Origin of the sequence: Paenibacillus aurantiacus (genome assembly GCF_042431225.1) — a bacterium.
In the GTDB taxonomy this organism is placed as follows: domain Bacteria; phylum Bacillota; class Bacilli; order Paenibacillales; family Paenibacillaceae; genus Paenibacillus_Z; species Paenibacillus_Z aurantiacus.
This window is the reverse complement of sequence record NZ_JBHMDO010000025.1, coordinates 57,719-76,875: the sequence shown is the minus strand read 5'-3', so window position 1 is coordinate 76,875 and position 19,157 is coordinate 57,719. Positions and strand designations below refer to the sequence as shown.

The window sequence follows — 19,157 nt, the reverse complement described above, 5'->3', positions numbered from 1 at the left end:
AAGACAAAGAAGCTTCCCGCTTAAGATCCCTCGATCTTCAGCTGGAAGCTTCTTTTCGTTCACCGCGCTAAAGCGTTTAGTCGCGTTTAAGATGTGACATTTCAGTGATGCATTGCGAGCACAAATAGCGCTCTTTGAATTCGCGTACTTCTTCCATGTTACCGCAAAACACACATCTCGGGCGGTAACGCTCCAAAATGATATGGTCACCCTGTACCAAAATTTCGACAGGATCGCCTTCGTTCATTTGATATCGCTTACGCAGCGATTTAGGCAGCACAATGCGGCCCAGTTGATCGACCTTGCGCACAACACCAGCCGGTTTCAATGCCGTTCACCTCTTCTGCAGTCTAGGTTTGCAAGCTATGTCACGAGAATATCGCATGTATAACGTTCGCCTTGAGCCGGGCATTTCCTGCCCATTTCGCATTTTTCTTAGTATCATGCAAATACTTCTCAACGATATAACCTCAGCCAGAAGAGTAAATGAAAAGCAACCGGTTTATTCTAATCCAGCGAAGCCGATTTGGCGGAACGCTTCATAGATGACGATCGCCGCGGAGTTGGACAAATTCAGCGACCGAACCTTGTCCGTCATCGGCACCCGCAAGCACGTATCCGGGTGCGCGTCGAGAATCGATTGCGGCAGCCCCTTCGTCTCTTTGCCGAACACGAAGAAATCGCCGTCTTGAAATTGATATTCGGTATAAGGCCGGGAAGAACGAGTGCTCGCGCAGAAGAACCGGGCATCTGGGTGCAACGCCTTCAGTTCGTCGAACGAGTCGTGGTAATGCACCTGAACCGCGTACCAATAATCGAGACCGGCCCGTTTCAACGTTTTGTCATCCGTGTTAAAACCGAGCGGGCGCACCAAATGCAAATGCGTCCCCGTCGCCGCGCACGTACGCGCGATATTGCCTGTATTCGCCGGGATTTCCGGCTCGACCAGTACGATGTGAAAAGCCATTCTTGTTCGTCTCCTCTACTACATTTTACATCCGGTTAACGTTACCTTAATCTGGGGAATAACGAAGGGCTTCATAATAGACATCGAACCCACCTAAAAAGGAGATTTCGGGAACGATGAAAAAGAAGATTTTGGTCGTCGATGACGAGCCCTCCATTTCCATGTTAATCGAGTTCAACTTGAAACTCGCCGGCTACGACGTGCGCTGCGTCCATGACGGCGAAGCTGTATTCGATATGTTAAAGCCGTTCCGTCCCGACCTCATTGTTCTTGATCTCATGCTGCCCAAAATGGACGGGATTCAGGTGTGCCGCGAGCTTCGCAAACAGAATAACGCCGTGCCGATCGTCATGCTGACTGCTCTTCAGGATGTCACTGACAAAATTACCGGCCTCGACAACGGCGCGGACGACTATATGACGAAGCCATTCTCTCCGCAAGAGCTGCTCTCCCGGATTCAAGCGATCTTCCGCCGGACGCAGGCACTGCCCGGATCGGGCGGCAACGTCGTACACGAAATCGGCCGGCTGACGGTATTCGCCGAGCAGCGCGAGGTTCGCGTCGACGGCAAAGCGGTCGACCTAACGCCGAAGGAATTCGAATTGCTGCTCTTCCTCTGCCGTCACCGCGGCAAAGTGCTCAGCCGCCAGCAGCTGCTGCATGGCGTATGGGATTATCACTTCTTGGGCGATACTCGCATCGTCGACGTCCATATCAGTCATCTTCGCGACAAAATCGAGCGCAACGCAAGAGCGCCCGAGTATATTATGACCGTTCGCAATGTAGGATACAAGCTTTCCGGTCCGGCTGCGGCCGAATCGGTCATCCAGAATGCCTGATCCTAGGCAGACAGAAGACCGCCCCGCTCCTGCTTGATCAGGTGCGGGGCGGTCTGCGTCGTGTCATGCGAGGTTATCCGTTACGTCTCTGGAAGTCGGCCATGAATTCTGCAAGCGCCTTACAGCTCTCCAGCGGTACCGCGTTATACGTCGAGGCGCGAAGTCCGCCGACGCTGCGATGGCCTTTCAAGCCGACGAAGCCGTGTGCTTCGGACTCCTTGACGAATTGCTTCTCGAGCTCTTCGCTATGGATGCGGAAGGTAAGGTTCATCGCCGAACGGCTGCCTGCGTCCGCAAAACCGCGATAGAAGCCGCCGCTTTGATCGATCGTGTCGTAGATCAGCTTCGTCTTGTCGTGGTTGTACTGCTCCATCGCCGCTACGCCGCCACGGCTTTGCACCCACTTGAGCATAAGGTTCACGAGATACACCGAGAAGGACGGCGGCGTGTTGTACAGCGAGTTGTTCTTCACATGCGTATCATAGCGCAGCATCGTCGCGATCGATTTGGGGCTCTCCTGCACCAAATCCTCGCGCACGATGACGATCGTTACGCCGGATGGTCCTAGATTCTTCTGCGCACCGGCATAAATCATGCCAAATTGGCTGACGTCGACCGGACGGCTCAAGATATCGCTGGACATATCGCCGATCAGCGGAATGTCGCCGGTCGACGGGAATTGCTTATATTGCGTGCCTTCGATGGTTTCATTCGAAGTGACATGCAGATAAGCCGCGTTCGACGGAATTTCGACATTCGACAAATCCGGGATCCGGTTGAACTTGTCCGCTTCCGAAGAAGCGACGACCGTCGTCTCGCCGAACAGCTTCGCTTCCTTCAGCGCCTTGTCCGCCCAGCTGCCGGTCGCGACGTACGCGCCGACTTTGCCCGCTGGCAGCAGGTTCATCGGAATCATCGCGAACTGCGTGCTAGCTCCCCCTTGCAGGAACAGCACCTTATAGTTCGACGGAATGCCGAACAGCTCCCGAAGCAGCGATTGCGTCTCCTCGTTCACTTGCTCGTAAATCGCGCTGCGGTGGGACATCTCCATAATCGACATGCCCGCGCCCGCGTAATCGACCAACTGCTCCTGCGCCTGTTGAAGCACTTCCAGCGGCAGCGCGGCCGGTCCCGCATTAAAGTTGTAAGCCCGTTTCGTCACCGTGATCCACTCCCGTCTTCTATTTGCCTATGGCTACTATAGCAAGATTACCCTTCACCTTCAAGTGGCAAAAAGTCGAACATCCTCACATTAAGAAGAAACAAACATTCGTCTTTTCGCCCAAAAACGACATGTTAAACTTGTATAATCCCGATTCGACACCAAAAACAGCAATCTACATCTACAATACGCTCGCTTATAAAAAACGAGCTCCCCCGGTCGGGAGAGCTCGTTGATCCGAATGAATACGTTCGTCGATTAGCAGCCGAAGTAGAGGCTGTATTCGTGCGGGTGGATGCGAGTTGCAACCGCTTTTGCTTCGTTACGTTTGATCGCAACGTAGTTCTCGATGAAGTCGGCCGTGAATACGCCGCCTTCTGTCAGGAACTCATAATCTGCCTCGAGAGCGTCAAGCGCTTCGTCCAGCGTGCCTGGTACGGAACGGATTTCTTTCTTCTCTTCGTCGGACAGCTCGTAGATGTTCGTATCGAATGGACCATAGCCCAGTGCGGTTGGATCGATTTTGCGTTTGATGCCGTCCAGACCTGCGAGCAGCATTGCCGCGAACGACAGGTAAGGGTTAGCTGTGGAGTCCGGCGTACGGAACTCGATACGGCAGCCTTTCGGCGTAACCGCTGCGATTGGAATACGAACCGCTGCGGAACGGTTACCTTTCGAGAATACGAGGTTAACCGGTGCTTCGTAGCCTGGAACCAGACGTTTGAACGAGTTCGTCGACGGGTTCGTCAGGGCGATCAGCGCTGGAGCGTGGTGCAGAATACCGCCGATGTAGTGCATAGCCAGCGGGCTCAGGTTCGCGTAAGCGCCTTTGTCGTAGAACAGCGGCTCGTCGCCGTTGAAGATCGACATGTGAACGTGCATACCGCTACCGTTATCGCCGTAGAGCGGCTTCGGCATGAACGTTGCGACTTTGCCATATTGGCGAGCAACGTTATGAACGATGTATTTGTACAGCATGAGGTTGTCAGCTGTTTTCGTCAGGGTCGAGAAACGGAAGTTGATTTCAGCTTGACCAGCTGTTGCAACTTCGTGGTGGTGACGCTCAACGCGAAGACCCGCTTCTTGCATAACGCGAACCATTTCGCTGCGGATATCTTGCTGGGAGTCAACCGGAGCAACTGGTACATAGCCGCCTTTAACGCCGACTTTGAAACCAAGGTTGCCGCCTTCTTCTTTGCGGCCCGTATTCCAAGCTGCTTCTTCGGAATCGACTTCGTAGTACGATTTGTTCATGCCGGACTCGTAACGAACATCGTCGAAGATGAAGAATTCGGATTCAGGCGCGAAGAATGCCGTCGTGCCTACGCCGGACTGTTGCAGAAGCTCTTCTGCTTTCTGAGCGATCGAACGCGGGTCGCGGTCATAACGCTCGCCGTCAGGCGTATGGATATTACACATAACGTTCAAAGTTGGATGGTCTGTGAACGGATCGATGAACACAGATTCCGTATCCGGCATCATTACCATGTCGGACTGTTCGATTCCACGGAAGCCTTCGATCGAGGAGCCGTCGAATGCTACGCCGTTTACGAACGTCTCTGCGTCGACTTCTGTCGAAGGAAGGGTGATGTGGTGCGCACGGCCTGCGAGATCCACGAAGCGGAAATCGACAAACTGGATGTTGTTTTCAGCAATTGTGTTCAAAACGTTTTGAACTGACATTGGGTTGTTTCCTCCATTTCCGAACATTAGCGATGTGTTGAACGTTAAACGTTCAAGTTTTTCTCTAAACTATGATTGTTATTATAGAATTCGACGCGAACAATCGTCAATAGCTATGTCAGGTATTTTTTGAATGAAGTGTTAGCTATCTTCACACATTTGTTATAAAGCATATTTGTGAAGGGTTCACAAAAAAACAGGAAACCGCTTCCTTGCCCGGCAAGGATTTCGCGGCTTCCTGGATGGTGCTTTTGGCCTTCGTTCAATCGAATTATTTGGACCAAGTCGCGAAGGCTTCCGCCGGCTCCTTGGAGGTGTCAAACCGTTTGCCGACAAGCGCTGCGAGCTGCTCGAGCTCCTTCAGCAAGTTGGCGAATTGATCCGGGAACAGCGATTGAACGCCGTCGCCTGTCATGGAATTGTCGGGGTCGGTATGCATCTCGATGATGAGTCCGTTCGCGCCTGCCGCTACCGAAGCTTTGGACATCGGCTCTACTAGCTCGCGCCGTCCGGTACCGTGGCTCGGGTCGGAGATGACAGGCAGATGGCTCAGCTGCTGAAGGGCGGGAATAGCTGCCAGATCAAGCGTGTTTCGCGTGTAAGATTCGAACGTTCGGATTCCGCGCTCGCAGAGCATGACGTTCGGGTTGCCGCCCGCCAAAATGTACTCCGCCGCATTGAGGAACTCGTCGTAAGTGGAGCTGAAGCCCCGCTTCAATAGGACCGGCGTCTTGATTGTGCCCAGTTTGCGGAGCAGATCGAAGTTCTGCATGTTGCGTGTGCCGACCTGCAGAATGTCCGCGTATTCCGCGCAGATGTCGACATATTCCGGCGTCATGACTTCGGTAATGGTCAGCAGCCCGTGCTTGCGTCCCGCCTCGGCCATCATGATCAGACCCTCCACGCCGACGCCCTGGAAGCTGTACGGCCCCGTGCGCGGCTTGAACGCGCCGCCGCGAAGCACTTGGCCGCCGGCCGCTTTCACGAGGCGCGCGATCTCGTCGATTTGCTCCGGCGATTCGACGGCGCAAGGACCGCCCATGACGACAAGGTTGTTTCCGCCGATTTTGACGCCTTTAATATCAATGACCGTATCGTCCGGATGGAAGTCGCGGCTGGCCAATTTGTACGACTTGGAAATCTTGATGACATTCTCCACGCCCTTCATGGAACGCAGATGCTCCGCAAGCGTTGGGTCTGCCTTGCCGATAATGCCGATGACCGTGCGATCCGTTCCGCGCGATACGTGCGCTTGTACGCCGGCTTTCTCGATATACTGGACGATCTCTCCGATTCTTTCTTCCGAGACGCTATTATTCGTAATGACGATCATAATGGCCAACTCCTTTTCTCGCTTCAACGCTTATACGCTTTTAAGCTTTTATGCTTTTATTCGTTAAAGTAATTCTAACGAAAAAAAGCGGTCCCGTCAAGAGACCGCTTCATGTTATTCCGTCGCAGGCAGCCTTGCCGCGCTCGTCTCGAGGTGGACGCGCCGCTGTTTGCGCTTTTCTTTGCGCCGATTGGCTACCGCTTGGATGCAATATTTCACCGGGAAATAGAAGATAGCGCCGAGAATGATCCCGTCAATGATCCCGCCGACGATTAGCTTGAGATTCACGAGCAAGATATGGTCCAGCTTCTCGGTAAACCAGTCCGGTCCGAAAGGGACATGAATCTTCATATGGTCCGGGAGCACCCAGCCACCGACGCGGTTATTGATGAACGCCACCGGGATGAAAATGATTTTGCCCACCACAAACCCGATCAGCGCGCCGGCCAGGCTCCCGCCCAGCCAGTAGATGAGCGGGAAGATGAGGAAGAACGCAAGCCCGTACGTAGGCAGCGTAAACATCTCGATCGCCATGCCGATGGAGAACCCCAGCGCCACGAACGCAGCTCCTCCGGGCGCACGCATCAGCTGCGTGTACTTTAATTTGATCCAACGCTTCCAAGAGGGCGATTTCTTCTGCTTGGCCATCCGATAGGCCCCCTTCCCTAACCTGTCGTCTTCGTGCGAAGGGTCGGCAGCAACTTGCTCATGTTTACCGTTCTCTTGATTTCCCACGTCGCCGGATTCGCGTCGTCGAACTGCTCGAGATAGGTGATGACTTCCTTGGTAATCGGCGTCGGCGTCGAAGCGCCCGACGTGACCGCCACGCGGGACTTGCCCTTCAGCCACTCCCTGTCGATCTCCGATACGTCGGACACCCGGTACGCCGTCACGCCTGCGATCTCTTCGGACACCTGAGCAAGCCGGTTCGAGTTGTTGCTGCGCGGATCCCCGACCACGATGACAAGCTCAGCCTGACCTGCTTGACCTGCGACCGCTTCCTGACGCACTTGCGTCGCCAGACAGATCTCGTTATGCACTTCGGCATGCGGGAACTTCTCCTGCAGCCGCTGCATCAAATGACGAATGTCCCATTGCGACATCGTCGTCTGGTTCGTGATGATGATACGCTCCGATGGCAGCTCGAGACGATCAATCTCCTCTTCCCGCTCGATGAGATGCACGCGATCGGGCGCAACGCCGATTGCCCCTTCCGGCTCAGGATGCCCCTTCTTGCCAATATAAATAATATCGTAACCTTCGGCTGTCTTCTTGCTAATGAGGTCATGCGTCTTCGTCACATCCGGACACGTCGCGTCGACCACCGTAAGTCCTTTCTCCCGCGCGCGGTTGCGCACTTCCGGCGAAACTCCATGGGCGGTGAAAATAACCGTTCCTTTGTCAACCTGTTCCAAAATTTCCAGTCGATTCTCGCCGTCGAGGGTGATGACCCCTTCTTGCTTGAACGCTTCCGTGACGTGCGCGTTATGCACGATCATCCCCAGAATATAAATCGGCCGCGGCAGATTCTGGTCTTTGACAGCCTGAAGCGTCATGACCATGGCGTCGACGACGCCATAACAGTAGCCGCGCGGCGAAATTTTGACAATTTCCATATCCTGCACCTGCTTCCCTCAACCAATACCTGAATGATTCCTGAAGACTATTATACCTGATTCGATTGGTCAGGGAAAGCAATCGGCAGCCACACAATAAATGTCGATCCTTCCGATTCCCGGGTGGAAACTTCGACGGAGCCGCCGTGCTCGTCGATGATCCATTTGGCGATGGACAGCCCCAAGCCGGTGCCGCTCGTCTTGCCGCGCGACACGTCCGCGCGATAGAAGCGGTCGAAGATATGCGGGATCTCCTCGCTGTTCATGCCGATGCCCGTATCCTTGATTACGACGCCCGCTTGGTTAGAGGCGCGCTTCGCGTAAAGTTCTACATAGCCGGACGGCGTATACTTGAAAGCATTCTCAATGAAAATAAAGAGCAGCTGCCGGATATAATCGGCGTTCGCGTTCACTTCCGCGCCTTCGAGCGTCGACAAATCGCCGATACGGAACTCCGCCTGCCTTGGCAGCATTTGCGCCCGGCGCGCGACGTCCTCGACGAGCGGCTGCAGCGGCTGGACATGTTTCTCCATAACGGAACCGGCGTCCGCCCTTGCGAGCGACAGCAAGTCGTTCACGAGCCGCGACATCCGCTTCGCCTCGTCGGCGATATCCTGCATCGCTTCGCGCGTCAGTTCGGCGTGCTGGGGCGTAATCACCGGCATCGCGCCGTCCCCGCCATCTTCGCTTGCCGCAATGAGCGAAGGACGCCACATTTTATCCATCAGCTCGATATTCCCGCGAATCGTCGTAAGCGGCGTGCGCAGCTCGTGCGAGGCATCCGAGACGAACCTGCGCTGCGCGTTGTACGCCTCGTCTAATTCGTTGTACGTCGTCTCGATCCGCTCAAGCATGCCGTTCAGCGTGTCGGTTAGCCGACCGAGCTCGTCGTTGGGTCCTTTGCGCTCAATACGTACGCTTAAGTTCGAGCCGTCTCTGACCAGATCCGCTGCTTGGATAATGCCCTGCAGCGGCCGGAGCGCCTGGCGGGAGATGAGCAGACCCGCTACGAACGTAAGCAGCACGACGCCGACGGACGAGAAGATCAGTATCGTTCTCAGGTCGGTCAGGTATTGAGCTTCCTGCCTCGTTATTACGGCACTGTGGACGACCGCCACGACCTTGCCGACAAGGACGATCGGATATTGGTACGCGAGCAGCGGCGTATCGCCTACCTTCATCTTTACATACCCTTCCTTGATTCCGTTCGACTGCTTCGGATAAGGAAGCTTCACGTTATTGTCTTGTAGATTCTGGGACCTTACCACGCCGCCGGTCTCATAGTTCACCGCCTGCAGAAAAACGCTGCGGTCGAAACGGGCGCCAAGGCCAAAAAAGATCTCGATACCCCTCGGGTCGCCATCGGGCGGCAGGCTGTACCTCACGTTGCTGTTCAGCCCTTCCATCGCCGCCGCCTTGGCATCCCGGTAAGTGTTGAGGTTGACGAAGGTATAGATGGAGACGCCTAGCACGAGCAGCGTCACGGCCAGCAGGCCCGAATACCATAGCGTTAGCTTAAGCCGTATGGGCATGATGTCAGTTCTCCCCCCGCAGCACGTAACCGGTGCCGCGTACCGTTTGAATCAGCCGTTTGGCTCCGCCTTCCTCGGTTTTCTGGCGGAGCATGGCGATGTAGACCTCGAGCACGTTCGATTCCCCGCTGTAATCGTAGCCCCAGATTTTGTCCATGATGGAGTCGCGGGTCAAGACGCGTCTCGGGTTCTGCATGAACAGATGAAGCAAATCGAATTCCTTCGCCGTCAGCTCGATCCGGCGACCGGCGCGAATCGCCTCGCGCGAGTCGAGGTCCAATGTCAGCTCCTCGAAGACGATGCGGTTGCCATTGTCCTCGAGTTTGTCCGTCTTGCGCCGCAGCAGGGCGCGAACGCGCGCGAGCAGCTCTTCGAGCGCGAACGGCTTCACCAAGTAATCGTCCGCGCCGATATCGAGCCCTTTCACCCGATCCTGTACGTCGTCCTTGGCCGTCAGCATGAGTACGGGTACGGAACTGCCGCCCTCCCGCACCCGGCGCACGACTTCCCATCCGTCGACGCTGGGCATCATGACGTCGCAGATGAGCAGGTTCGGATCGCTTGTCAGCATCTGCTTGAGTCCCTCCAGGCCATTGCTTGCCGTCGTTACTTCATATCCCTCGAACGCCAGACTGCGTCTTAGCAAGGATGTAATTTTGTCATCGTCGTCAATGACGAGAATATGCGGTCTCATCCCGTTCCCTCCACCCATCTCATGTTCATGCAGCTATTATACCCGATCAACGCCAGGTTGGATAAGCGATCCGCGCGGTTCGCCAACGCAGCGAGAGCGCGGGCAGCAGATGCTGCCCGCGCTCTCGCGTTATGCGATCAAGAGGCGTTCGTTATTGCTGGAGCTGCGGGAAATCGTTCTTGTTGCCGATTTCGACGGTGATATCGATTTTCTGACCGCCGCGAACGACGTTCAGCACCACTTTATCGCCGACGGCTCTCTTCTGAATTTCCGCAATCAGATCTTCTTTGGTCTTATAAGCTGTCCCGCCGATGCCCGTGATGACGTCGTATTGGCGCAGGTCAGCCATGTAAGCCGGCGATTTGTACGCCACGTTCATGACGATAGAGCCGTCCGTGCTCGTAAGACCGAGTTCCTTCTGCGCGTCAGCCGTGATATTCGTCAACGTCGCACCGATGAAAGGCGCTGGTTTCTTCGGAATTTCCTTGTTGGCTTTCAACGCCTCCAAGTTATCCATGATCGTGCTCGTCGGAATCGCGAAGCCGATGCCTTGCGCCTGCGAGCTAACCGCCGTGTTGATGCCGATGACTTCGCCCTGCAGGTTAAGCAGCGGACCGCCGGAGTTGCCGGGGTTGATCGACGCGTCCGTCTGAAGCAGATGCTCGTAGTTGCGATCGCCTTCCGTATCCGAGATGCTGATCGGACGCTCTTTGGCGCTAAGCACTCCGACCGTGACCGTGTGATCGAAGCCGATCGGGTTGCCGATCGCGACGACCCAATCGCCGATTTGCGTATTGTCCGCGTTGCCGATCGGAAGCGTCGGGAAGCCCGTGCCTTCGACCTTCAGCACCGCGAGGTCAAGATCGAAGCTCGCGCCGAGCTTCTTCGCCACGAGCGGCTCGCTGTGCCCTTCCACGGTGACGCGGATTTCGTCGGCGTCGCCGAGCACGTGCTGGTTCGTCAGGATGTAGCCGTTCGAATCGAAGAAGAAGCCGGTTCCCAGACCGCTCAGCGTCAATTCGCCGGAGCTTTGGCCCGAGTCGCCTTGACCGCCGTTCCCTTGGCCGAAGTCATCCCCGAAGAACTGACGGAAGAACGGATCGTTCAACATGCTGTTGCCGCTGCTTTGCTGGCGCACGTACGTTTCGATTTTGACGACGGCTGGGCTCGCGGTTTCGAAGATTTGCGCGATGTTGTTCGGACGCACCACGTCGGCCGCGTTGCTTACCTTAGCCTTCGAGCCGTCGCTTGCCGCCGTGGATACTTGCGTCGCCACCGGCTGGCTCGTCAGCGCCTCGGTTCCGCCGAACATGTTCGATTTGTCCGCGTATACCATCAATCCGCCTACCGCGACCACGCCGACCATGAAGGAAGCGAAAATGGTCTTGAACGACGTCCGGCTCTTCTCTTTGACCTGCCAGCCATTGCGAGCCTGCTGGGTTGGCGCGAACGGACGAAGCTGCGTCGGCGGCGTTACTTCGACTGTCTCCGAACGTGCGTAATCGGTAGCCGCATTGTCGTTTGCGCTTGCGGCGCGTGCTGGTTCGCCGGCCTCTACGCTATTCTGCTTGAACGGACCGTAAGAGTAATAGTAGGAAGGCTTCTCTTCTTGCGTATGATCGGCGCTGGCCGTCGTTTCCTTCTGCTCGTCGTTTTGGTTCTGTTCTGCGTTATCGTGAAAGAAATCGTCGAAAGGATGTTTTTTGTTGTTATCGTCCATGGTGATTCTCCTCCTTGTCGAGCGCTTGGCGCCCTTTGTTTTTCCCATTGTTATCGGCTGTGCTTTATGTTTCTATCATGCACAATCTACCTTAAATCAAACTTAAAAAATGTATAAACGAAAATAAAAAAACCGACGCATCGCTGAAAAAACGCGCGGTCGGTTGACAAGGCAAATCCTATTAATGAACGAGAGAATGCTCTACTTCGTTCAGCAGCTTCTTGGCTTGGTCGACCCACTTGGATTCGATCTTCGCGTCAGGATCGACCGGTTTTTGGAATTGATTCAAGACGGCTCCCATCGTCGGCACGGACTGCGAATGGTCGATGCCTTCATTATAGAGGTGCTTCAACACGAACGGCTGGCCGAGGCGGATCTTCGCGTCGTTGTTGTCGTTATCCCCGTCGAAGCTGCCGGAGACGACTTGGAATGGGATGCGCAGCCACACTTTGTGCGCTTCATCCAAGTACCGGTCGAACATGCCGTGCTCGTAATCCCAGTCGCCGCCAAGGGCGAATTCATACTTATACAGCTCGTTCTTCAATTCACTGAATTCCTGCTCGGTCGATTCGAGCGGAGACGATAACGGAACCATACATCGGCACTCTCCTTGCTGCAAGTTGTCCTACGTATAGAATGCCCTCGATTTCCTACGTTATCCGCCCTTAGCCCGCTACCCCGTCTTAACCCAGCCTTTGCGGTGAGCGAACACGGCCAGCTGCGTCCGGTCTTCGAGCTCGCATTTCATGAGCAGGTTGCTGACATGCGTCTTGACCGTCTTGATGCTGATATGCAGCTCTTCGGCGATCTCTTTGTTGGAGCGGCCTTCTGCAATGAGCAGGAGCACTTCCTTCTCGCGGTCGGTCAGACCTTCGTCCGCGCCTTGAGCCGTCCGCTGCCGCAACCCGCGGGTCAGCGCCTGAGAGACATCGGCGGTCATAACCGGCATGCCTTTGGCCGCGCCATTCAGCGCGTAGATGAGCTCTTCGGCGGACACTGTCTTCAAGACATAGCTGACCGCTCCTGCCTCTACGGCCGCGACGACCTTCTCGTCTTCGAGGAAGCTCGTAAGCATGACGATCTTCACATCCGGAAAGTCTTTCATAATCGCTCGCGTCGCCTCGACGCCGTCCATGCGCGGCATCATGAGGTCCATCAGGATCAAATGGGGCGGACCGCCTGGAATACTGCCGCTTTGCAGCTGTCGGATCGCCTCTTCGCCATCGCCCGCTTCCGCAACGACGTCAAATTTCGGCTCCAGCATCAAGTACGTCCGCAGCCCGGCGCGCACCATATCGTGATCGTCCACGATCATAATTCTCCACAGCTCATTCCCGCTCATCGTGTTCGTCGGCTCCTTTATGGGTGTAATTCGGCAGCGTGACGCGCACGCGCGTCCCGCTGCCCGGCTTGCTTATAATCGAGGCGTCCCCGCCCAGCTTGCTTGCGCGCTCGCGCATCGTCGACAGTCCGTACGAGCCTCGCTTCACCTGATCGGCCCGGAAGCCCGCGCCGTCGTCCTGCAGCGTCATAATGATCTGATGCTCGGTCTCGGCGATCGTCAGAAGCGCCGTCTGCGCGCCGGCGTGCTTGACGATATTGGCCATCGATTCTTGAATAATCAAGAACAATTGATGCTCCTTCGCCTCAGACAGCTTCTCCTTCACCCGCCATTCCAGCACGCCCTGTAGATTATTCTGGCGGCAATAATCGGGGAACCACTTATCCAGCGCTTCGCGCAGCGAGCGGCCTTCCAGCTCGAGCGGCCTCAGTTGGGCGATGAACCCGCGCATCTGCTTCTGCGCCATCGAAGACATGCTGATCAGTTGGTCCATGACGGATTCCGCTCGCTCCCGGTTCAATTCCAGCAGCTTCGGCAGCGAAGAGGCCGACATATGTATAGCGAATAATTGCTGGCTAACCGTGTCGTGCAGATCGCGCGCAAGACGCTTGCGCTCCTCCTGCACGGCCTCCTCGTTCAGCGCGGCCTCGCGCATCACCTGCTGCTCGCCCGTGCGCTCGATGAGTTTGACCCGCTCTTCAAGAGCGGCCTGCAGCTCATTGAACTCGCGAATCGCAGGCGCGAAGGAACGCGCGCCTTCCTCCGGCAGCCGGATCGCGTAATTGCCGTGCGCAGCCTGCTTCAGGCCCAGATGCAGCAGGTCGATTCGCCGCTGGTAGCGCTGGGCGGCCCAGTAGCCGAAAGCACCGCTTACAAGCAAAAAAACGGCGGCGACGCCGATCCACAGGTCGTCTTTCCCGACCTGCGAACCGACGTATCGCCCTCCGAATACCCACACCAATACCGATAGGATTGACGACGCTGCGAACAACAGCATCATCTCGAACTTGCTGCTTCTCAGAAGACGTACCATCATAGAGGCGGCTCACCCAACCTTCGTGACGCGCACATCACCGATGAAGGTGCTGACGATCAGCTTGATTTTTTTCTCATTCTCCTGGAAGTACGGCGTTTCGACATTCATATTTTTGAAAATCCCGCCTTCTTTGCGGTCTAGTACGGCCACGTCGCCGACGAAAGCGCTCGTTACTACATTGACGCCTGTCTCGAAATCATTCGGCAGAAACACCTTCACGTCGCCGATAAACGAGGAGATGTGGATGCGCGTCTCGCCGAACGGGATCTGCGCTTTGGTCAAATCGAGTACCGTATCGCCGATAAAATGGGAGATGTTCATCGGCTTGAGCTCCCAATAATCGTGACCGACGTAGATGTCTCCGATGAAGCCGGAGCGCGTCTGCACGTTCGGATCGCTGTTCCACCACTCCATCCGGTCATGGCGGCCATAAGCATGCCGGTCTTTGAATTTGTCCGCGCGGTGTTCGATGCGCTCCCGCATCCGCTCCGCCCGGCGCTGCAGCTTCTCGGCTTTGCGATTCCATTCCTCCTGCATCCGCTCGTGATGCGCGCGGTGCTTCCAATGGCGGCCATCCGCTCCAGGCTGCCCGGTCTGTCCAGGCCCCGGCGGCACGGGAGGCAGCGGGTGCGCCGGTGGAACCGGGGGAACAGGTGGCGGGGTTACCGGCGGAACCGGAATGGAATCCGCGTAATCCAACGGTTCGACAGGCCCCTTCGTCGGATCGGGATGAAGCGGCGGCGCCGGCGGCACCGGCTCGTCGGGACGGAAGGACGGATAAGCTCGCCATTCTTCGCCCGGAGGTTTCTCGTCGGTCTTCCTCGCCTTGGGCTTCGCCATCATGCGCACCCCGATTAGAATAATGACGAGCGGTCCGGCGAATTGCGCCAGGTCGCTGATCGCCCAGTTGAACAGATCCAGGTTGCGGCCTAAGAAAACAAAACCCACGGCCAGCAGGATGCCGGCGCTCCACCAGGAACCATAGCCGCTCGCGATTCGCCTTACCGCTTCCTTAATACCAAGGAACAGCAGGAGCACCGGCCAGAAGACGGAGATGAGGTCGCTTAGCCCGTAGTTGATCAACCCGGCCTGCCTTAGCATGAGAAACGCGCCAATTCCTATAATAAACAGGCCCCACATTAAACGGTTCGCAAAATGTCCGTTCATTCGATTCACCAGCTCCCAATTGCTCTTGCAAGGTTTGTACTCCAAGTATACCCCAGGCTGCAAGGGTCATAAAGGGTCTGACGATTGAAAACGTCTACGTCTGCAGACCGAGCCCGGCGCTGCTTTTTTCCAAAAAAATGAAAGCGATGTCACATCTTATTCCCTCACTGCGTTGACATCGTTTACATGACGCTTATATAATGGTGGACGAGCTATATGACGATAGTTAACCTGACATGTAATCTTTCAGACGGAGACAGGGGATGAAAACATGGATTTAGCGGCAATTTCTCAAGGGCTGGACACGATTTGGGTCGTCCTGACCGCGGCCATGATTTTGCTGATGGAAGGCGGGTTCGCGCTGCTCGAGGCGGGTTTCGTCCGGCAGAAAAACGCGGTCAGCATTATTATGAAGGTATTTGTCGACATCACGTTCGGTGCGCTCATCTTTTATTTTGTCGGATTCGCGCTCATGTACGGCAAAGACGTCGGCGGTTTTATCGGCTCGAGCGGTTTTATGATGAGCGGCGACCTGTCGCATATCCACCTCAATATTACGCATGATACGTATTGGTTATTCCAATGTGCTTTCGTCATCGCCGTCATCTCGATCGTCTCGGGCGCGGTAGCGGAGAGGATTCATTTTAAGGCCTACATTCTATATACAATCTTGATGACCGGCCTCATCTACCCGCTGGCCGGCCATTGGGTATGGGCGGTCGGCGGCTGGTTGGGCAAGCTCGGTATGATCGACTTCGCAGGCTCGGCCGTCATCCACGCCCTCGGCGGCTTCTCGGCCTTGGCCGCGGCGATCTTCATCGGGCCGCGCATCGGGAAATTCACGGCCGACGGCAAAGTCAACATCGTGCCGCCGTCCAATCTGCCGCTGGCATCGGTCGGCGCCTTCATCTTATGGTTCGGCTGGTTCGGCTTCAACTCCGGCAGCACGCTTAGCGCCACGAACGGTTCGATCGGACACATCGCCGTCACCACGATGCTTTCGGCAGCGGCCGGCGGCGCGACGTGTATTCTGTTCACGATGTTTCGTTACAAGAAAGCAGATCCACCGATGGTTATCAACGGTTCGCTTGCCGGTCTTGTCGGCATTACCGCCGGCTGCTCGTTCGTCTCGGATGGCGCCGCGATTCTAATTGGGTCTGTATGCGGCATCGCGATGGTGCTCGTGACCGAGTATCTCGAGAGCAAACAAATCGACGATCCGGTCGGCGCTTTCGCCGTGCACGGGATCAGCGGCAGTCTTGGCACGCTGGCCGTCGGGTTGTTCGCGAAGCCGGAGTTAACCGAAGGCATTGGCCAAGGGTACTACGGGCTGTTCTATGGGGGCGGCTGGAATCTGCTTGGCGTCCAAGCGCTCGGACTTGCGCTCATCTCCGTGTGGGGTTTCGCGCTTACTTGGGCCGCTTTCTGGCTCATTCGCAAACTCACGCCGGTACGCGTATCCAAAGACGAAGAGTTGATCGGGCTTGACGTCGGTATTCACGGCGTGCCTGCCTACAACCAGGAGCACGATTTCCTTGACGTAGAAAGGCTGACCGCCGGCAAGTAAATTTGTCCTCCCCCTTCCCCCTCCGCCGAGGGGAACCAGAGGACTTTGCCCTCTGGACTCCCCTTTTCGTGCTGGCACGTTTGTTCGCGGTCGGCGGTGGGTCTTGAGCGAGGCACGCTTTTGTCCTTACGGACAAAGCTTCAGTTGGTGCCCCTATGCATTTTCGGGACGGTTGATTGTCCTAAGGGGAAGCTTTTGTTTAAGCTTCGCTCAGACACTTCTCTTTGAGCTTGATGAATGGTTGCATCATTTCCTAAATAACAAAAGACCGAATCCGCAGATTCGGTCTTTTCTATTTAAGCATAAGCGAATTAGTTCATCTCGGCCTCAAGGTCCTGCGACAGCGCCACGACATCGGTCGGCGCGGAATGCTGAATCGCCCTGGCGTGTTCGATCTCCTGGCGAAGCATTCTGACCTTCTCCATCGGCTTCTTGACGTAGTGAATATATTCCACCGCCAAATGATGATCGGGCTTCTTGCCGGACAACAGCCGTCGCAGCGCGGACATCGACTGATACGCGCGCTCCTCCAACAGACGGCGCTTCTCGTAGCGCTCAACCATCTGCTCGATCTCGGCGATTTCTTGTTCCTTCTTGGCGATATAGGCATTCAGAAACGGCAGCACTTCGGCAGCCTTCCGCTGCTTGAAACGGGCTGGCGCTGTATACGTGATGGGATCCGTCATGACAATTCCCCTATCCGTTCGTGTTATTAATCTTCACACCAACTATCATACACGAACGATTCCCGTTTGAGAATACCCTAATCTACTTTATTTCCTTCAGATCTAAGGGCGATGTCAGCTCCCATAACACCGATGACAGAATCATCTTCTCCCCGAATCGGCACGGCTACTGTCACGCACGGCTGTTTCGTAATCGCCGATATGTAAGGTTCGGACTGGTAAGAGACCCCTTCCATCGCCTTCTTCCACCACACACGTCCTTTGGCGTTGAGCAGTCCTGCCGTTGGCAGCGAGAAGACGAACGATCCGTCCGAACGATTCGACCATACCGCTTCGATCTCCGCTTCCGCATGCAGCATAGCCGTTAGCCGCCGCTCGTGCTCCGCCTCCTCCAACTGGGCCAGAGCGGAATCTGCCGCCAGCCGAGCCAGCTTGGCGCGCGTCGCGGACGTATCTATCTCTCCGGCGTAGTTCCGCTTCAGTCCGACGTGTTGGATAGCCGCCGCCAGCGCGTCGGAAGATCGGTTCAAATCATCGCGGACCCGGTCCAATTTGCCAATCTGCTGCCGCTGCTGCCACGTCATCTCCAGCGTATCATCCACGCTCTGCATCGTGTGCAGGACCGACCCCACCGCTTCGCCGAGCAATTGGGTCGCTTGGGTCATATGGTCCGATTGACGAATGCTTGCGTCGTTGCTGATCGCAGCCAATTCATCCACCTGCCGAATTTGAGCGACAATACGTTCCATCCGAACTTTCGTCCGGTCCATCTCCAAGGCGCCCCGTTCGACGGCCGCCTTCTCCAATTCCACCGAACGGACGACTTCGACGACGCCTTCCTCGATCTGCCGAACGATCGCCGATGATCGTTTGACCGCCTCGTTGCTCTGTTCGGCCAGCTTCTTAATTTGTTGTGCGACGATACTGAAGCCCCGGCCGAATTCGCCTGCATGCGCCGCTTCGATGGAGGCGTTAAGCGCAAGCAGTGACGTTTGCTCCACGATCTCTTGAATAAAGGCGTTGATTTCTTCAATTCTCGACGTCTGCTCTTGGAGATGATGAATGTTGCGTTCCATCGCCAATGTCTGCTCGCTTAGCTCCTGCATAACACCACCAGCGGCATCGAGCGACTGCGCGACTTCTTGCGCGATTGTCCCGGTCGTCTTGCTGGCTCCGTCCAGCCGCCCTGCGGTCGTACTGATTTCCTCCGCTGATGCCGATACTTCCTGCAATACCGAGAACGCTTGCTCGATCCGCTCCGTGGCAAGCTGGCTGCTTGTCCGCAGATCCCCTTCGCGCATAGCCGACCGGTCCGCGATAGTACCAAGACTGCCGATGGACTGATTGACTTCCTCCACGGCCGCGGCTAGCTGGTCCGAGATGACCAGCGACTCATTCGTAAGCTGATGAAGCAGTTCAACTTGTTCATCCCGATTAGACGCTTTCTTGTTAGTTGCCGCGTCCCGTTTCCATCGTAATCTCACCGGTATCGCCATCCTTTATTTGTCATGTCAGATAATGCTACATTATAATCCCCCATTCGACAAAAAGAAAGAGGAACCGACACGGTTCCTCTTGTTTAGGTATGAGACGCTCGTACATTAAGTATACGGCAACGCTTATTTGTCCGCTTTCTGTTGAGCGGATTTGCCAGCGGAAGCGGCCGTGTTCGCCGCGTTCTCTTCCGCAAACTCGGCGTTGTATTGATTGGAAGCATTCACTTGCTTGTTCTTCTTCGCCACACTAATCACCTCCCCGTACAAACAATAGTATGGCGGGCAGCCCACCCCTGTATGTACGGAAAAGCTTGTCA

At 55.8% G+C, this 19,157-nt stretch carries 19 protein-coding genes; 2 read left to right on the top strand and 17 right to left on the bottom strand.

The genetic code is table 11. The features are described from left to right. Positions 1-76: 76 nt before the first annotated feature. Positions 77-328: an AbrB/MazE/SpoVT family DNA-binding domain-containing protein gene (locus tag ACFFSY_RS15970; RefSeq protein ID WP_377495711.1), complete on the bottom strand. Its 252-nt coding sequence runs from the start codon at positions 326-328 to the stop codon at positions 77-79. Between the two features lie 174 nt (positions 329-502). Continuing rightward, positions 503-967, bottom strand: coding sequence for a tRNA (uridine(34)/cytosine(34)/5-carboxymethylaminomethyluridine(34)-2'-O)-methyltransferase TrmL (trmL, locus tag ACFFSY_RS15965; protein WP_377495709.1), 465 nt, complete (start codon positions 965-967; stop codon positions 503-505). A 116-nt stretch (positions 968-1,083) separates the two neighbouring features. Here trmL and ACFFSY_RS15960 point away from each other — a divergent pair, with 116 nt between their 5' ends. Next, the gene (locus tag ACFFSY_RS15960; RefSeq protein WP_377495707.1) at positions 1,084-1,806 is read left to right on the top strand and encodes a response regulator transcription factor; all 723 of its coding nucleotides are present in this window, start codon (positions 1,084-1,086) and stop codon (positions 1,804-1,806) included. Between the two features lie 73 nt (positions 1,807-1,879). Here ACFFSY_RS15960 and serC read toward each other — a convergent pair whose 3' ends face one another. The 12 genes from serC to liaF all read right to left on the bottom strand — a co-directional run bounded on the left by serC (position 1,880) and on the right by liaF (position 15,091). Continuing rightward, entirely contained in the window at positions 1,880-2,968 is a 1,089-nt protein-coding gene (gene serC, locus ACFFSY_RS15955) for a 3-phosphoserine/phosphohydroxythreonine transaminase (RefSeq protein WP_377495705.1), read from the bottom strand. 258 nt (positions 2,969-3,226) lie between these two features. Further along, positions 3,227-4,651 carry a type I glutamate--ammonia ligase gene (gene glnA / locus ACFFSY_RS15950; RefSeq protein WP_377495702.1) on the bottom strand — a complete coding sequence of 475 codons (1,425 nt, stop codon included), beginning with the start codon at positions 4,649-4,651 and terminating at the stop codon, positions 3,227-3,229. A gap of 271 nt (positions 4,652-4,922) precedes the next feature. Beyond that, positions 4,923-5,984 carry a 3-deoxy-7-phosphoheptulonate synthase gene (aroF, locus tag ACFFSY_RS15945; protein WP_377495700.1) on the bottom strand — a complete coding sequence of 354 codons (1,062 nt, stop codon included), beginning with the start codon at positions 5,982-5,984 and terminating at the stop codon, positions 4,923-4,925. 114 nt (positions 5,985-6,098) lie between these two features. Next, positions 6,099-6,632 (bottom strand): DUF2062 domain-containing protein, encoded by a 534-nt coding sequence (locus tag ACFFSY_RS15940; RefSeq protein WP_377495698.1) that lies wholly within the window; start codon positions 6,630-6,632, stop codon positions 6,099-6,101. Between the two features lie 17 nt (positions 6,633-6,649). Then, the gene (locus ACFFSY_RS15935) at positions 6,650-7,600 is read right to left on the bottom strand and encodes a 4-hydroxy-3-methylbut-2-enyl diphosphate reductase (RefSeq protein ID WP_377495696.1); all 951 of its coding nucleotides are present in this window, start codon (positions 7,598-7,600) and stop codon (positions 6,650-6,652) included. Positions 7,601-7,650: 50 nt separating this feature from the next. Continuing rightward, positions 7,651-9,132 carry a sensor histidine kinase gene (locus tag ACFFSY_RS15930; RefSeq protein ID WP_377495694.1) on the bottom strand — a complete coding sequence of 494 codons (1,482 nt, stop codon included), beginning with the start codon at positions 9,130-9,132 and terminating at the stop codon, positions 7,651-7,653. A 4-nt stretch (positions 9,133-9,136) separates the two neighbouring features. Next, the gene (locus ACFFSY_RS15925) at positions 9,137-9,826 is read right to left on the bottom strand and encodes a response regulator transcription factor (protein WP_377495692.1); all 690 of its coding nucleotides are present in this window, start codon (positions 9,824-9,826) and stop codon (positions 9,137-9,139) included. A gap of 151 nt (positions 9,827-9,977) precedes the next feature. Then, positions 9,978-11,546 (bottom strand): S1C family serine protease, encoded by a 1,569-nt coding sequence (locus ACFFSY_RS15920; protein WP_377495690.1) that lies wholly within the window; start codon positions 11,544-11,546, stop codon positions 9,978-9,980. A 181-nt stretch (positions 11,547-11,727) separates the two neighbouring features. Then, positions 11,728-12,141: a YugN family protein gene (locus ACFFSY_RS15915; protein ID WP_377495688.1), complete on the bottom strand. Its 414-nt coding sequence runs from the start codon at positions 12,139-12,141 to the stop codon at positions 11,728-11,730. A 78-nt stretch (positions 12,142-12,219) separates the two neighbouring features. Continuing rightward, a complete protein-coding gene (locus tag ACFFSY_RS15910) occupies positions 12,220-12,888 on the bottom strand; it encodes a response regulator (RefSeq protein WP_377495686.1) in 669 nt (222 codons plus the stop codon). Further along, entirely contained in the window at positions 12,875-13,924 is a 1,050-nt protein-coding gene (locus ACFFSY_RS15905; protein WP_377495684.1) for a sensor histidine kinase, read from the bottom strand. Before ACFFSY_RS15905 ends, ACFFSY_RS15910 begins: the two co-directional genes overlap by 14 nt. A gap of 9 nt (positions 13,925-13,933) precedes the next feature. Beyond that, on the bottom strand, positions 13,934-15,091 hold the full coding sequence (gene liaF / locus ACFFSY_RS15900) for a cell wall-active antibiotics response protein LiaF (protein ID WP_377495682.1): 1,158 nt from the start codon (positions 15,089-15,091) through the stop codon (positions 13,934-13,936). Positions 15,092-15,362: 271 nt separating this feature from the next. On the opposite strand from liaF, the gene ACFFSY_RS15895 reads away from it, so the two are divergent. After that, positions 15,363-16,658, top strand: coding sequence for an ammonium transporter (locus tag ACFFSY_RS15895; RefSeq protein ID WP_377495680.1), 1,296 nt, complete (start codon positions 15,363-15,365; stop codon positions 16,656-16,658). A 311-nt stretch (positions 16,659-16,969) separates the two neighbouring features. On the opposite strand, the gene ACFFSY_RS15890 is transcribed toward ACFFSY_RS15895, so the two are convergent. The 3 genes from ACFFSY_RS15890 to ACFFSY_RS15880 all read right to left on the bottom strand — a co-directional run bounded on the left by ACFFSY_RS15890 (position 16,970) and on the right by ACFFSY_RS15880 (position 19,086). Next, complete coding sequence (locus ACFFSY_RS15890; protein ID WP_377495678.1) at positions 16,970-17,344, bottom strand: hypothetical protein; 375 nt, start codon at positions 17,342-17,344, stop codon at positions 16,970-16,972. 77 nt (positions 17,345-17,421) lie between these two features. Beyond that, positions 17,422-18,828 (bottom strand): methyl-accepting chemotaxis protein, encoded by a 1,407-nt coding sequence (locus tag ACFFSY_RS15885; RefSeq protein ID WP_377495676.1) that lies wholly within the window; start codon positions 18,826-18,828, stop codon positions 17,422-17,424. Positions 18,829-18,963: 135 nt separating this feature from the next. Further along, a complete protein-coding gene (locus ACFFSY_RS15880; RefSeq protein ID WP_377495674.1) occupies positions 18,964-19,086 on the bottom strand; it encodes a hypothetical protein in 123 nt (40 codons plus the stop codon). Positions 19,087-19,157 lie beyond the last annotated feature (71 nt).

Excerpts from the sequence above, each read along its gene's own strand:
- liaF (WP_377495682.1), bottom strand. The coding sequence starts at position 15,091 with ATGAACGGACATTTTGCGAACCGTTTAATGTGGGGCCTGTTTATTATA.
- ACFFSY_RS15925 (WP_377495692.1), bottom strand. The coding sequence starts at position 9,826 with ATGAGACCGCATATTCTCGTCATTGACGACGATGACAAAATTACATCC.
- ACFFSY_RS15895 (WP_377495680.1), top strand. The coding sequence starts at position 15,363 with ATGGATTTAGCGGCAATTTCTCAAGGGCTGGACACGATTTGGGTCGTC.
- glnA (WP_377495702.1), bottom strand. The coding sequence starts at position 4,651 with ATGTCAGTTCAAAACGTTTTGAACACAATTGCTGAAAACAACATCCAG.
- trmL (WP_377495709.1), bottom strand. The coding sequence starts at position 967 with ATGGCTTTTCACATCGTACTGGTCGAGCCGGAAATCCCGGCGAATACA.
- ACFFSY_RS15920 (WP_377495690.1), bottom strand. The coding sequence starts at position 11,546 with ATGGACGATAACAACAAAAAACATCCTTTCGACGATTTCTTTCACGAT.
- ACFFSY_RS15890 (WP_377495678.1), bottom strand. The coding sequence starts at position 17,344 with ATGACGGATCCCATCACGTATACAGCGCCAGCCCGTTTCAAGCAGCGG.
- ACFFSY_RS15935 (WP_377495696.1), bottom strand. The coding sequence starts at position 7,600 with ATGGAAATTGTCAAAATTTCGCCGCGCGGCTACTGTTATGGCGTCGTC.
- ACFFSY_RS15930 (WP_377495694.1), bottom strand. The coding sequence starts at position 9,132 with ATGCCCATACGGCTTAAGCTAACGCTATGGTATTCGGGCCTGCTGGCC.
- ACFFSY_RS15960 (WP_377495707.1), top strand. The coding sequence starts at position 1,084 with ATGAAAAAGAAGATTTTGGTCGTCGATGACGAGCCCTCCATTTCCATG.
- ACFFSY_RS15910 (WP_377495686.1), bottom strand. The coding sequence starts at position 12,888 with ATGAGCGGGAATGAGCTGTGGAGAATTATGATCGTGGACGATCACGAT.
- aroF (WP_377495700.1), bottom strand. The coding sequence starts at position 5,984 with ATGATCGTCATTACGAATAATAGCGTCTCGGAAGAAAGAATCGGAGAG.
- ACFFSY_RS15940 (WP_377495698.1), bottom strand. The coding sequence starts at position 6,632 with ATGGCCAAGCAGAAGAAATCGCCCTCTTGGAAGCGTTGGATCAAATTA.
- ACFFSY_RS15915 (WP_377495688.1), bottom strand. The coding sequence starts at position 12,141 with ATGGTTCCGTTATCGTCTCCGCTCGAATCGACCGAGCAGGAATTCAGT.
- ACFFSY_RS15905 (WP_377495684.1), bottom strand. The coding sequence starts at position 13,924 with ATGATGGTACGTCTTCTGAGAAGCAGCAAGTTCGAGATGATGCTGTTG.